This is a genomic window from Streptomyces sp. NPDC046862, assembly GCF_040704615.1.
Classification (GTDB): domain Bacteria; phylum Actinomycetota; class Actinomycetes; order Streptomycetales; family Streptomycetaceae; genus Streptomyces.
In genome coordinates this window covers 54,695-67,364 of sequence record NZ_JBEYXP010000044.1, presented here as the reverse complement: position 1 = coordinate 67,364, position 12,670 = coordinate 54,695, and the positions used below count along the sequence as shown (strand labels likewise).

Annotated in this window: 11 protein-coding genes; 7 read left to right on the top strand and 4 right to left on the bottom strand. The window is 70.2% G+C overall.

The features are described 5' to 3' along the window. The first annotated feature begins 65 nt into the window (after positions 1 to 65). The 4 genes from AB0959_RS37460 to AB0959_RS37445 all read left to right on the top strand — a co-directional run bounded on the left by AB0959_RS37460 (position 66) and on the right by AB0959_RS37445 (position 5,847). Positions 66 to 1,616: a protein kinase gene (locus tag AB0959_RS37460; RefSeq protein WP_366831231.1), complete on the top strand. Its 1,551-nt coding sequence runs from the start codon at positions 66 to 68 to the stop codon at positions 1,614 to 1,616. 487 nt (positions 1,617 to 2,103) lie between these two features. Next, positions 2,104 to 3,369, top strand: a complete 1,266-nt coding sequence (gene pdhA, locus AB0959_RS37455) for a pyruvate dehydrogenase (acetyl-transferring) E1 component subunit alpha (protein WP_366831230.1) — start codon at positions 2,104 to 2,106, stop codon at positions 3,367 to 3,369. 2 nt (positions 3,370 to 3,371) lie between these two features. Further along, on the top strand, positions 3,372 to 4,367 hold the full coding sequence (locus tag AB0959_RS37450) for an alpha-ketoacid dehydrogenase subunit beta (RefSeq protein WP_366831229.1): 996 nt from the start codon (positions 3,372 to 3,374) through the stop codon (positions 4,365 to 4,367). A 10-nt stretch (positions 4,368 to 4,377) separates the two neighbouring features. After that, positions 4,378 to 5,847, top strand: coding sequence for a dihydrolipoamide acetyltransferase family protein (locus AB0959_RS37445; protein WP_366831228.1), 1,470 nt, complete (start codon positions 4,378 to 4,380; stop codon positions 5,845 to 5,847). Between the two features lie 106 nt (positions 5,848 to 5,953). Here AB0959_RS37445 and AB0959_RS37440 read toward each other — a convergent pair whose 3' ends face one another. Continuing rightward, complete coding sequence (locus AB0959_RS37440; RefSeq protein WP_366831227.1) at positions 5,954 to 6,850, bottom strand: D-alanyl-D-alanine carboxypeptidase; 897 nt, start codon at positions 6,848 to 6,850, stop codon at positions 5,954 to 5,956. Positions 6,851 to 7,051: 201 nt separating this feature from the next. On the opposite strand from AB0959_RS37440, the gene AB0959_RS37435 reads away from it, so the two are divergent. Together AB0959_RS37435 and AB0959_RS37430 are read left to right on the top strand one after the other, a co-directional pair. Continuing rightward, a complete protein-coding gene (locus AB0959_RS37435; protein ID WP_366831226.1) occupies positions 7,052 to 7,792 on the top strand; it encodes a GntR family transcriptional regulator in 741 nt (246 codons plus the stop codon). Further along, complete coding sequence (locus tag AB0959_RS37430) at positions 7,789 to 9,096, top strand: MFS transporter (protein WP_366831225.1); 1,308 nt, start codon at positions 7,789 to 7,791, stop codon at positions 9,094 to 9,096. Before AB0959_RS37435 ends, AB0959_RS37430 begins: the two co-directional genes overlap by 4 nt. Before the next feature lie 34 nt (positions 9,097 to 9,130). Here the strand turns inward: AB0959_RS37430 and AB0959_RS37425 are convergent, their stop codons facing one another. Further along, positions 9,131 to 9,955 (bottom strand): maleylpyruvate isomerase family mycothiol-dependent enzyme, encoded by an 825-nt coding sequence (locus AB0959_RS37425; protein WP_366831224.1) that lies wholly within the window; start codon positions 9,953 to 9,955, stop codon positions 9,131 to 9,133. 238 nt (positions 9,956 to 10,193) lie between these two features. On the opposite strand from AB0959_RS37425, the gene AB0959_RS37420 reads away from it, so the two are divergent. Further along, complete coding sequence (locus AB0959_RS37420; protein WP_366831223.1) at positions 10,194 to 10,994, top strand: carbon-nitrogen family hydrolase; 801 nt, start codon at positions 10,194 to 10,196, stop codon at positions 10,992 to 10,994. Positions 10,995 to 11,155: 161 nt separating this feature from the next. On the opposite strand, the gene AB0959_RS37415 is transcribed toward AB0959_RS37420, so the two are convergent. After that, positions 11,156 to 11,653: an LURP-one-related family protein gene (locus AB0959_RS37415; RefSeq protein ID WP_366831222.1), complete on the bottom strand. Its 498-nt coding sequence runs from the start codon at positions 11,651 to 11,653 to the stop codon at positions 11,156 to 11,158. Beyond that, positions 11,650 to 12,657, bottom strand: coding sequence for a helix-turn-helix domain-containing protein (locus tag AB0959_RS37410; protein WP_366831221.1), 1,008 nt, complete (start codon positions 12,655 to 12,657; stop codon positions 11,650 to 11,652). Before AB0959_RS37410 ends, AB0959_RS37415 begins: the two co-directional genes overlap by 4 nt. Positions 12,658 to 12,670 lie beyond the last annotated feature (13 nt).

Sequence of the window (12,670 nt, the reverse complement as noted above, 5' to 3'; positions counted from 1 at the left end):
AGCGTGGCCCGACGGAAGACCGTAACGACCGCGCGGACCGCGGGCAGAAACGACGGCGAGGACTGATGGCACAGCAGCGCGCTCAGGGCCCGTCCGACCCCGAGGCGGCTGGCGGCGGTATGTCAGACGCGCCGGAGATGTGGGGCAACAGTGGGCTTGTCGGGGACGGCCGGTATCGGCTGACCCACAGACTCGGCCGTGGCGGCATGGCCGAGGTGTTCGCGGCCGAGGACGTGCGCCTCGGCCGTACCGTCGCGGTCAAGCTGCTGCGTTCCGATCTCGCCGAGGACCCCGTCTCCAAGGCGCGCTTCACGCGCGAGGCCCAGTCGGTGGCGGGGCTCAACCACCATGCGATCGTCGCGGTGTACGACTCCGGTGAGGACGTTGTGAACGGCACCCCCGTGCCGTACATCGTGATGGAGCTGGTCGAGGGCCGGACGATCCGTGACCTGCTGATCAACGCCGAGGCCCCGGGGCCCGAGCAAGCTCTGATCATCGTCTCCGGGGTGCTGGAGGCGCTCGCCTACTCGCACCAGCACGGCATCGTGCACCGCGACATCAAGCCGGCCAACGTCATCATCACCGACTCCGGTGCCGTGAAGGTGATGGACTTCGGCATCGCGCGCGCCCTGCACGGCGCGCAGTCGACCATGACACAGACCGGCATGGTCATGGGAACCCCCCAGTACCTCTCCCCGGAGCAGGCGCTCGGCAAAGCCGTCGACCACCGCTCCGACCTGTACGCGACCGGCTGCCTGCTGTACGAACTCCTCGCGCTGCGGCCGCCGTTCGTCGGCGAGACCCCGCTGTCGGTGGTCTACCAGCACGTTCAGGACATCCCGGTGCCGCCCTCCCAGGTCTCCGACGGGGCGCCGCCTGAGCTCGACGGTCTCGTGACGCGCTCGCTCGCCAAGGAGCCGGACGACCGGTTCCAGACGGCCGAGGAGATGCGCGGGCTGGTCCAGTACGGCCTGCAGATGCTCTACGACCAGGGCGGCCACACCGGCACCTGGAACACCGGACCCGTGACCGCGCACGACGGCAGGCAGACCCCGCCCGGCGGTTTCACGGGCACGACCGTCCTGCAGCACCCCGGGGAGTCGGGGACCACGCAGATCCCGCAGCCGATCCTGCCGAACGGCGGGGGCCGGGACGACGGGGGCTTCGAGGGGCACGGCAACCGGGGCAGCGGCCGCGGCAAGCTGTGGATCCTCGCGGTGCTCGCGGTCGTCGCCATCGCGGCGGGCGTCGCGCTGGCGCTGAACAACACGGGCGGCAAGGGAGGCGGCGGCGGGAACAAGGAGAAGCCGACCGCCACGCAGTCCAAGGAGACGAAGGACTCCAGCTCCACGCCTAGCGAGGAGGCGACGGACGAGGCCACGGAGGAGGACACCGGGACGGGTTCCGACCCGGACTACACGCCGTCCTACACGCAGTCCCCGAGTTCCACCCCGTCCTACACGCCGAGCGAGCCGTCGGGCGGACAGCCCACGAACAGCGCGACCCAGAGCGAGGAAGAGCCGTCGGAGGAGGAGTCGACGCCCTCCGACGGCGGAGACACCCCGAGCCTGCCGACCGGCGAGGTCACGGGTGGCGACGAGGACGGCGGTCCCTGACAGACCGGGACCCCTGAAACACCCCACGCGCGCGTGCGGCCCGAAACGGGCTCCACGCGCGCGTGCTGTTTCTTCCCGCCCCACGCTCCGCTTCTTCCCGCCCCGCGCTCCGCCGTTCCGCCGTTCGGGCGTGAGGGATCCAGGAGGGGAACTCTTCCCGAGTCCGGGGTGACCGGGATAACGTGCCGGTGTTCCGGCCCCCTGCGAGGCTGTAACCAGTGCTGTGACCAGCAGCTGTTCCCGACGAGGCGATTTACTTGGAAATCCGAGCAAAAAGTACTTGGATATCCAAGGAAAAACGCAGGTCAGGAGGGGTTTCACAGGAATGTGGGCCACTGGGTAACGTGCCTTCTGCAGGGCGCTCGCCGGGGCACCTGTCACGCCTGTTCCCGGCCGAGGGCACCCACCCCGTGCACGGGTAGCGGGACCAGGCGAGCCGCACTGGTTACCCGGCAATCCCGGGGGCCGGACCGACGGAGGAGCACACGTGACCGTGGAGAGCACTGCCGCGCGCAAGCCGCGACGCAGCGCCGGAAGCAAGGCCGGCACGACCGGTACCAAGAGCACCACGACTGGTACCAAGAGCAACACCACCGGCACCAAGAACAACACCACCACCGGCACCAAGCGCACCGCCACCCGCACCGCCGCGAAGAAGGCGTCGAGCACCGAGCCTCAGCTCGTCCAGTTGCTGACGCCCGAGGGCAAGCGGGTCAAGAACGCCGAGTACGACCCCTACGTCGCCGGCATCACCCCCGAAGAACTCCGCGGCCTGTACCGCGACATGGTGCTCACCCGGCGCTTCGACGCCGAGGCCACCGCGCTGCAGCGCCAGGGCGAGCTGGGCCTGTGGGCCTCGCTGCTCGGCCAGGAGGCCGCCCAGATCGGCTCCGGGCGGGCCACCCGCGAGGACGACTACGTCTTCCCGACCTACCGCGAGCACGGCGTCGCCTGGTGCCGCGGCGTCGATCCGACGAACCTGCTCGGCATGTTCCGCGGCGTGAACAACGGCGGCTGGGACCCGAACAGCAACAACTTCCACCTCTACACGATCGTCATCGGCTCCCAGACGCTGCACGCCACGGGGTACGCGATGGGCGTCGCCAAGGACGGCGCGGACTCGGCCGTCATCGCCTACTTCGGCGACGGCGCCTCCAGCCAGGGCGACGTGGCCGAGGCGTTCACCTTCTCCGCGGTCTACAACGCCCCCGTGGTGTTCTTCTGCCAGAACAACCAGTGGGCGATCTCCGAGCCCACCGAGAAGCAGACCCGTGTGCCGCTCTACCAGCGTGCGCAGGGCTTCGGCTTCCCGGGCGTCCGCGTCGACGGCAACGACGTCCTGGCCTGCCTCGCGGTCACCAAGTGGGCCCTGGAGCGCGCCCGCAGCGGCGAGGGTCCCACGCTCGTAGAGGCGTACACGTACCGGATGGGTGCCCACACCACCTCCGACGACCCCACCCGCTACCGCCACGACGACGAGCGGGCGGCCTGGGAGGCGAAGGACCCGATCGCCCGCCTGCGCGGCTATCTCGAGTCCGAAACTGACACGGACGAGGGATTTTTCGCGGAACTCGAAACCGAGAGCGAGGCGTTGGGAAGGCGAGTGCGCGAAGCGGTTCGTGCCATGCCGGACCCGGACCACTTCGCCATCTTCGAGAACGTGTACGCGGACGGTCACGCCCTCGTCGACGAGGAGCGCGCCCAGTTCGCCGCGTACCAGGCGTCGTTCGCCGATGTGGAGGAGGGGAAGTAGCGATGACCGCACAGGCTGTGGCAGTGAAGAGCATGGCGCTGGCCAAGGCGATCAACGAATCGCTGCGCAAGGCCCTCGAGTCCGACCCCAAGGTCCTGATCATGGGTGAGGACGTCGGCAAGCTCGGCGGTGTGTTCCGGGTGACGGACGGACTGCAGAAGGACTTCGGTGAGGACCGGGTCATCGACACCCCGCTCGCCGAGTCGGGCATCGTGGGCACGGCGATCGGCCTCGCGCTGCGCGGCTACCGCCCGGTGGTGGAGATCCAGTTCGACGGCTTCGTGTTCCCGGCGTACGACCAGATCGTCACCCAGCTCGCCAAGATGCACGCCCGCTCGCTGGGCAAGGTGAAGATGCCGGTCGTGGTCCGCATTCCCTACGGCGGCGGCATCGGCGCCGTCGAGCACCACTCCGAGTCCCCGGAGTCGCTGTTCGCGCACGTGGCGGGCCTGAAGATCGTCTCGCCGTCGAACGCGTCCGACGCCTACTGGATGATGCAGCAGGCCATCCAGAGCGACGACCCGGTGATCTTCTTCGAGCCGAAGCGGCGCTACTGGGACAAGGCCGAGGTCAGCTTCGAGGCGATCCCGGGCCCGCTGCACAAGGCGCAGGTCGTCCGCGCGGGCAGTGACCTCACGCTCGCCGCCTACGGCCCGATGGTCAAGCTCTGCCAGGAGGTCGCGGACGCGGCGGCCGAGGAGGGCAGGTCCCTGGAGGTGCTGGACCTGCGCTCGGTCTCCCCCCTGGACTTCGACTCGATCCAGGCCTCGGTGGAGAGAACGGGCCGCCTGGTCGTGGTGCACGAGGCGCCGGTGTTCTTCGGCTCGGGCGCGGAGATCGCCGCCAGGGTCACCGAGCGGTGCTTCTACCACCTGGAGGCACCCGTGCTGCGGGTCGGCGGCTACCACGCCCCGTATCCGCCGGCGCGGCTGGAGGAGGAGTACCTGCCGAACCTGGACCGGGTACTCGACGCCGTCGACCGCTCGCTGGCGTACTGAGGAGAGGGGCGTGACGACGATGACTGAAGCGTCCGTGCGGGAGTTCAAGATGCCCGACGTGGGCGAGGGACTCACCGAGGCCGAGATCCTCAAGTGGTACGTCCAGCCCGGTGACACCGTCACCGACGGACAGGTCGTGTGCGAGGTCGAGACGGCGAAGGCGGCCGTCGAGCTGCCCATCCCCTACGACGGTGTCGTGCGCGAGCTCCGCTTCTCCGAGGGCACCACCGTGGACGTGGGCACGGCCATCATCGCGGTGGACGTGGCTGGTGGCGCTGCCGCAGAGGCCCCGGCGAAGCCCGCGTCCGCCAAGGAGGAGGCGGCCAAGGAGGAGCCGGCCAAGCCCGGGGGCCGCAAGCCGGTCCTCGTCGGCTACGGGGTCGCCGAGTCGTCCACCAAGCGCCGCCCCCGCAAGGGAGCCACCCGGCCGACCGTGGCACCCCCGTCCGCCGAGGACGAGCCCTACGCGGCCTCCGCCCTCCACGGCGTCCAGGGCGAGCTGAACGGCCACGGGACGGGTGCGCTGCCGCGGCCCGCCGACCGGCCGCTCGCGAAGCCGCCGGTGCGCAAGCTGGCCAAGGACCTCGGGGTCGACCTCGCGACCGTCACGCCGTCCGGCCCCGACGGCGTCATCACGCGTGAGGACGTGCACGCGGCGGTGGCCCCGGCTCCGGCCGCCGAGCCGGTCGTGGAGGCGCCCGCGGCGGCGCCCGCCGTGCCATCCACAGCTGCCGCGTCTGTCGCGTCTGTCGCGGCGCCGGTGGTGTCGTACGACGGCGCCCGCGAGACCCGCGTCCCGGTCAAGGGCGTCCGCAAGGCGACCGCTCAGGCCATGGTCGGCTCCGCGTTCACGGCACCGCACGTCACGGAGTTCGTGACCGTCGACGTGACCCGCACGATGAGGCTGGTCGAGGAGCTGAAGCAGGACAAGGAGTTCGAGGGGCTGCGGGTGAACCCGCTGCTGCTGATCGCCAAGGCCCTGCTGGTCGCGATCAGGAGGAACCCCGAGATCAACGCGTCCTGGGACGAGCCCAACCAGGAGATCGTGCTCAAGCACTACGTGAACCTGGGCATCGCGGCCGCGACCCCGCGCGGCCTGATCGTGCCGAACATCAAGGACGCCCACGACAAGACGCTCCCGCAGCTGGCCGGGGCACTGGGCGAACTGGTGGGGACGGCGAGGGAGGGGAAGACCTCTCCGGCGGCCATGCAGGGCGGCACGGTCACCATCACGAACGTCGGCGTCTTCGGCGTCGACACGGGCACGCCGCTGCTCAACCCCGGCGAGTCCGCGATCCTCGCCGTCGGTGCCATCAAGCTCCAGCCCTGGGTCCACAAGGGCAAGGTCAAGCCCCGCCAGGTGACGACCCTGGCGCTGAGCTTCGACCACCGTCTGGTGGACGGGGAGCTGGGCTCGAAGGTGCTGGCCGACGTGGCGGCGGTCCTGGAGCAGCCCAAGCGGCTGATCACCTGGGCCTGAGCCGGGCGTCGGGGAAACCGCCGGGGAAACCACCGGAGGCAATGAGGAAGGGGCCCGCCGCGGGTGCGCGGCGGGCCCCTTCTCGTGTGCTGTGCGGGGGGTTCGGCTACTGCGCGAAGCCGTAGTTCATGATCTTCTTCGCGTCCGACTCACGCGCCGGGATGGAGGTCGAGGCGAGGACGGTGCCGACGACGGTCTTGCCGTTGCGGGTGGCGGCGAAGACGAGGCAGTACTTGGCCTCGGGGCCGGAGCCCGTCTTCACGCCGATGGTGCCGCTGTAGCTGCTGAGCAGACCGTTCGTGTTGGTCCACGGCGACATCGTGCGGGTGCTGCCCGTCTTGGTGATGGTCTTCGCCGTGTACGACTTCGTCTTCACGACCGTGCGGAACGTGGAGTTCTTCAGCGCGCTGCTGGCGAGCTTCGTCAGGTCGCGCGGCGTCGAGTAGTTGGAGCCGTTGCCGATGCCGTCGAACGAGTCGAAGTGCGTGTTGGTGAGGCCGAGGTTCCTGGCCGTGGTGTTCATCTTGCCGATGAACGACTTCACCCGCGCCGCACGCGTCGAGCCGCTGCCGAACTTGTCGGCGAGGGCGTACGCGGCGTCGCAGCCGGACGGCAGCATCAGCCCGTACAGCAGCTGACGGACGGTGACCTTGTCGCCGACGATCAGGTGGGCCTGGGAGGCGTTGTTGGCGACGACGTAGTCGCTGTAGGCCTTCTGGATCGTGACCTTGGCGTCGAGGTTGAGGTTCGACTGCGCGAGCACGACCTTCGCGGTCATGATCTTCGTGGTGGAGCCCGTGGAGCGACGGGTGTCCGCCGCCTTGGTGTACAGCGACTTGCCGGTCGCGTTGTTCATCGCGTAGCCGCCCTTGGCGGCGATGGTGGGCTTGGTCGCGGCCTGTGCCGGGGCCATGCCGAGGGCGCCGGTGGTGAGCAGCGCGCCGGTGGTGACGACTACGGCGGCGGCTCTGCGCACACGCCCGTTCCGAATGGCGGTAATCAATTCAGTACCCCGATTGCGTCAAATGTCTGAGTAACGCGGCCGCTTGGGCGAAGGCACGCAAGGGCCGTTCTCGTGTGACACGTAAGTAGCACAAAAGGTTGTGGCGTTTCTGAGGGGGGTGCCCCTTACGCATGTGACGCCGCCGACTCCCGTCCCGGATCGTGGACGCGGGCAGCCATGCGTACGTGTTGTATCTATGCTGTGGGCATGCCTGCAGCCCCGCCCGCGACCGACCGTCAGACCAGCGAGAAGCAGCCCGGGACGACCCAGAAGCCCGCCGAAAAACATGCCGAGAAGCACGCCGTGAAGCAGCCCCCCGCCGCCGACCGCGTGTACGCGCACGTCAAGCAGGGCGTCCTGGAACGCCGTTACGAGGGCGGGACGCTGCTCACCGAGGGCGAGCTGGCCGAGGCGGTCGGGGTCTCCCGGACCCCCGTACGGGAGGCGCTGCTGCGGCTGGAGGTCGAAGGGCTGATCAGGCTCTACCCGAAGAAGGGCGCCCTCGTCCTGCCCGTCTCCGCGCAGGAGATCGCCGACGTGGTCGAGACCCGCCAGCTCGTGGAGGAACACTCGGTCCGCAAGACGGTGCCGGCCTCGCCGCGGCTCATCGCCCGCCTGGAGGAACTCCTGGAGCAGCAGAGGGCGCAGGCGGCCGCTGGAGACCTCGCGGGAGCGGCCGTGACCGACCGCTGCTTCCACGCCGAGATCGTCCGCAGCGGCGGCAACGAGATCCTCTCCCGGCTCTACGACCAGCTCCGCGACCGGCAGTTGCGCATGGGGGTGGCCGTGATGCACGCCCACCCGGACCGCATCACCAAGACGCTGGTCGAGCACAGGGAGATTTTGGAGGCGCTGCGCTCGGGCGATGCGGAGGCGGCCGTGGCCATCGTCCACCGGCACGTCAGCTGGTTCTCCAACCTGGCGCGGGGCGAGGTGCGATGAGTACACGTTCGAGCGCGGGAACCGCCTCGCTGCCCGGAGATCCGCCCGGCGGCCGCCGCGCGATCACCGTCTGGGGCATCGGCGTCTCCGTCTACTTCGTCGCCGTCATCTTCCGCACGTCCCTGGGAGTCGCCGGCCTCGACGCGGCCGACCGCTTCCATGTGAACGCCTCCGCCCTGTCCACCTTCTCGATACTCCAGTTGCTCGTGTACGCGGGCATGCAGATACCCGTGGGGCTGCTCGTCGACCGGCTCGGCACCAAGAAGGTGCTGACGCTGGGCGTGGTGCTGTTCACCGCGGGCCAGTTGGGGTTCGCCTTCTCCCCCTCCTACGGCATGGCGCTGGCCTCGCGCGCGCTGCTGGGCTGCGGTGACGCGATGACGTTCATCAGCGTGCTGCGGCTCGGCTCACGCTGGTTCCCCGCCCGGCGGGGGCCGATGGTCGCGCAGTTCGCGGGGCTCGCGGGCATGGCGGGCAACCTGGTCTCGACGCTGGTGATCGCGCGGCTGCTGCACGGTGTGGGCTGGACGGCGGCGTTCGCGGGCAGCGCGGTGGCGGGCGTCGTGGTCCTCGTCCTGATGCTGCTCTTCCTGAAGGACCACCCGGAGGGGCACGAGCCGGAGCCGTTCCCGCACCACGGGGCGGCGTACGTGCGGCGGCAGATCGCGGCGTCCTGGCGGGAGCCCGGCACACGGCTCGGGATGTGGGTGCACTTCACGACGCAGTTCCCGGCGATGGTGTTCCTGCTGCTGTGGGGCCTGCCGTTCCTGGTCGAGGCGCAGGGGCTCACCCGGGCCACAGCCGGTGACCTGCTCACCCTGATCGTGCTGTCCAACATGCTCGTCGGCCTGGTGTACGGGCAGATCGTCGCCCGGCACCACGCGGCGCGGCTGCCGCTGGCGCTGGGCACGGTGGGGACGACCGCGACGGTGTGGGCGGCGACCCTCACCCAGGACCGGGCGCCGATGTGGCTGCTGGTCGTCCTGTGCGTGGTCCTGGGCGCGTGCGGTCCCGCCTCGATGCTCGGCTTCGACTTCGCCCGGCCGGCGAACCCGCCGGAGCGTCAGGGAACGGCCTCCGGCATCACCAACATGGGTGGTTTCGTGGCCTCGATGACGACACTGTTCGCGGTCGGTGTCCTCCTGGACGCGACCGGCGACGACTACCGCATCGCCTTCTCGGCGGTCTTCGTCCTCCAGGCCCTGGGCCTCACCCAGATCCTGCGCCTGCGCCGCCGCGCCGCCCGCCGGGAGCGCGAGCGCCTCGTGGCGAGCCGGGTGGAGACGGTGCACGTGCCCGCGTGAGGTGCGGAGCCGGGTGTCGGTGCGTCACATCGCGCTACACCGTCACCGCGAACGACCGCAGGATCGCCGACACCAGCTGGGAGTCGCCCTCCGCCTTGACGCGGTCGGCGACCCCTTCCGCGGTGACGCGGCCGCAGGCCAGGCGGACGTAGGTCTCCCAGTCGAGCGTGAGCGTGGCGGCGGGACCGAGGGCGGGAGTGGTTTCGAGGGTGCCGCGGCCCTGCATGTCCACACGGACGGTGCGGATGAACTCGACCGGACCGTGCACGTCGAAGACGATCGCCGAGCTGCGGGGCGCCTGGGCGTCCTCGGCGACGACCTTCGGCAGGACGGAGAGCAGCTCGTCGCGGACCACGTGGGCGCCGGGCGAGTCGAGGTTCCCCGGGCGGCCGAGGGCCGTGCGCAGGTCCTGCTCGTGCACCCAGACGTCGAACGCCCGGTTGCGCATGGCCTGCTCAAGGGTGAGCTCCACGCCGAGTGGGCCGCGCACCTTGGCGTCCGGCTCCCGCGACTCGTTCCGCAGCTGGCGGTTGCGGCGGATGATCGTGTACTCCAGCTCGGAGGTCATCTCCGGCGCCGTGTGGTGGCGGCGGACATCGACCTGCATCTCCATGTACCGCTGGTGGTCGTTCGTCACGTGGTACAGGTCGCGCGGCAGCGTGTGGATCGGGCGCGGGTCGCCGAGCATCTCGCAGTCCAGGCCGATGACGTGGGAGACGATGTCGCGGACGGACCAGCCGGGGCACGGGGTCCTCCGGTTCCACTCTCCCTCCACGAGTGGTAGCACCAGCTCGGATATCGCATCCACGGAGTGGGTCCAGGCGTCGGCGTAGGGCTGAAGAGTGGGATGCAGACTCACGGAACGGGACCCCTCGGGCGGTCGGTACGGGAAATACGTGGGCTGTGCTGTCGGTGGTGTCGGTGGGGGGTGGGGTGTGGGTTGCGGGCGTCGGCGTTGACGAGTGCGGGCGGGCGTCGGCGGCTGTCGGTGGGTGCCGTGAAACGTTAAGTTACGCTGCTACGAGGCAGCCCGGCAGTGCTTTCGTGTGACGATCGTAGGCCCGTATGGACGGCTCGAATGCCAGGACGGTGGTAGTGTGCGCGCCTCGCTCATCCAGATCGGCGTAGACGAGGGCGAATCGGTCGATTCGCGTCGGCGGCGGGTTGCCGCCCTGGTCCGCGAACAGTCCGGTGCGGATCTCGTGGTCCTTCCCGAGCTGTGGACGACCGGTGCCTTCGCCTATGAGGAGTTCGCGACCGAGGCGGAGCCGCTGGAGGGCTCCACGTACGAGGTGATGGCCAAGGCCGCGCGTGACGCGGGCGTGTGGCTGCACGCGGGCTCGATTCCCGAGCGGGACCCTGAGGGGCCTCTCTACAACACGTCTCTCGTCTTCTCTCCCTCCGGTGAACTCGCCGCCGCCTATCGGAAGATCCACCGCTTCGGCTTCGACAAGGGTGAGGCCGTGCTGATGGGGGCGGGCGAGGAGCTCGTGACGGTGCGGCTGCCGGGGGCGGGCACGACCCTTGGTGTCGCGACCTGTTACGACCTTCGCTTCCCCGAACTCTTCCGTGGTCTCGTCGACGCCGGTGCCGAGGTCCTCGTCGTGCCGGCGGGGTGGCCCGAGCGTCGGCGGTCCCACTGGACGCTGTTGGCTCAGGCGCGGGCGGTGGAGAACCAGGCGTTCGTCCTCGCCTGTGGAACGGCCGGTACGCACGCCGGGGTTCCCCAGGCGGGTCACTCGATCGTGGTGGATCCGTGGGGTGAGGTGCTGGGGGAGGCGGGCTCCGGTGAGGAGGTTCTCACGGTGGAGTTCGACGCGGGGAAGGTGGCGACCACGCGGGAGCAGTTTCCTGCGCTGAAGGACCGGGTGCTGGGGCTCGGGGTTCCTCGGCGCTGACGTCGCTGCGGGCGGGATGGGCTCTGAGGAGGAGCTGGGTGCCTGAGGTGGATGGGTTGGCGCGGGTCGGGTGTGGCTGGTCGCACAGTTCCCCGCGCCCCTGAAAGCACGCGCAGTTCCCCGCGCCCCTGAAGGACGCGCAGTTCCCCGCGTCGAGGGAATCAGTCGTCCGGGCCGCGCTCCTTGTCGGCCATGTGGATCACACACACCGTGACCGCGATCAGCAGGGCCGGGTCGGCGTCGTCGCGGACGATGTCGACGCCGTACGTCTCCCGCACCCGCAGCCAGCGGCGGGAGATCTGGGCCAGGAGTTCGCCGTCGTACTCGATGGCGAACTCGCGGTCGAGGATCTTGCCGCTGACGTCGAGTTCGGTGCCGTCCACGAGGGACACCCGGTAGTGGTTGCGCAGCAGGGAGAGGCGTTTGCGGCGGACGGTCGCCAGGGGATCCCCGTCCCGCTCGATCACCATCGCCTCCCGCAGGGCGAACATCTTCTGACGGATGTCGATCAGGACGTGCCCCTGGGTGTCCTTCAGTTCGAAGGTGTCCCGCAGCCGCAGCGCCTTGCCGTCGACGAGGAACACGTGGGTGCCGTGCTCGTCATCGATCCAGTAGTCGTCACCGATGCCGAGGATCCGGTCGCGTACGAGGAGTCTCATGTCGTGACCGGTTCCCCGGGGGCCGGTCCGAAACGCCGGCGGTAGGCCGAAGGGCTCAGCCCCGTCTCCCGCCGCAGCCGCGCCCGCAGGTTCGCCGCGGTGCCCAGACCGGAGCGTTCGGCGACCACGTCCAGTCGCTCCTCGCCGCGTTCGATGAGCCGGCAGGCCAGCGCGACCCGTTCGCCCGTGAGCCAGGCCAGCGGGGTGGTCCCGAGCTCGGCGCGGAAGCGGCGGTGGAGCGTGGCCGGGCTGACGGCCGCGCGGGCGGCGAGGCCGGCCACCGTCAGGGGCTCGCCCAGCCGCTCCTGAGCCCACGCCAGCAGCGGCGCCAGGGACTCGTCGGGCACCTCGGGCAGCGGGCGCTCCACGAACTGCCGCTGGCCGCCGTCACGGTGGGCGGCGAACACCAGCCTCCGGGACACCGCGTTCGCGATCTCGGCGCCGTGGTCGCGGCGGATCAGGTACAGCCCGAGGTCGAGCGCCGCGGCGCTGCCGGCCGCGCTCAGCACGTCGCCCTCGTCCACGAAGAGCACGTCCGGCTCCAGCAGGACATTCGGGTGCAGTTGGCGGAAGGAGTCGGCCCAGCGCCAGTGGGTGGTGGCGCGGCGGCCGTCGAGCAGCCCGGCCTCGGCCAGCGCGAAGGAACCGGTGCAGAAGCTCACGACGCGGGCCCCGCGCGCGTGGGTGCGGCGGATGGCCTCCCGGACGGGGGCGGTGCGCGGCACGACGTTGTCCGGACGGCCCGGTACGAGGAGGGTGTCCGCGGAGTCGACGGCGTCGAGCCCCGCCACACCGGAGAGCTGGAAGAACCCGTGGTTCATCCGGATGTCCGGCGCCGGGGCGCACAGGGTGAGCTCGTACAGCGGGCGCGCGAGCCCGAGTTCGGGACGTGGCAGGCCGAACAGCTCGGTGGCGACACCCATCTCGAACGGGTTGGTGCCCTCGTCGACGATCACCACGACACGGTGTGGCCGGGACGGGGCTTGCGAGGATCCTTGCGGCATGTGCGATTTCTAG

Bases quoted from the DNA above. Each gene is read 5' to 3' on its own strand.
- AB0959_RS37410 (WP_366831221.1), bottom strand. From the start codon at position 12,657: ATGCCGCAAGGATCCTCGCAAGCCCCGTCCCGGCCACACCGTGTCGTG.
- AB0959_RS37450 (WP_366831229.1), top strand. From the start codon at position 3,372: ATGACCGCACAGGCTGTGGCAGTGAAGAGCATGGCGCTGGCCAAGGCG.
- AB0959_RS37430 (WP_366831225.1), top strand. From the start codon at position 7,789: ATGAGTACACGTTCGAGCGCGGGAACCGCCTCGCTGCCCGGAGATCCG.
- AB0959_RS37460 (WP_366831231.1), top strand. From the start codon at position 66: ATGGCACAGCAGCGCGCTCAGGGCCCGTCCGACCCCGAGGCGGCTGGC.
- AB0959_RS37415 (WP_366831222.1), bottom strand. From the start codon at position 11,653: ATGAGACTCCTCGTACGCGACCGGATCCTCGGCATCGGTGACGACTAC.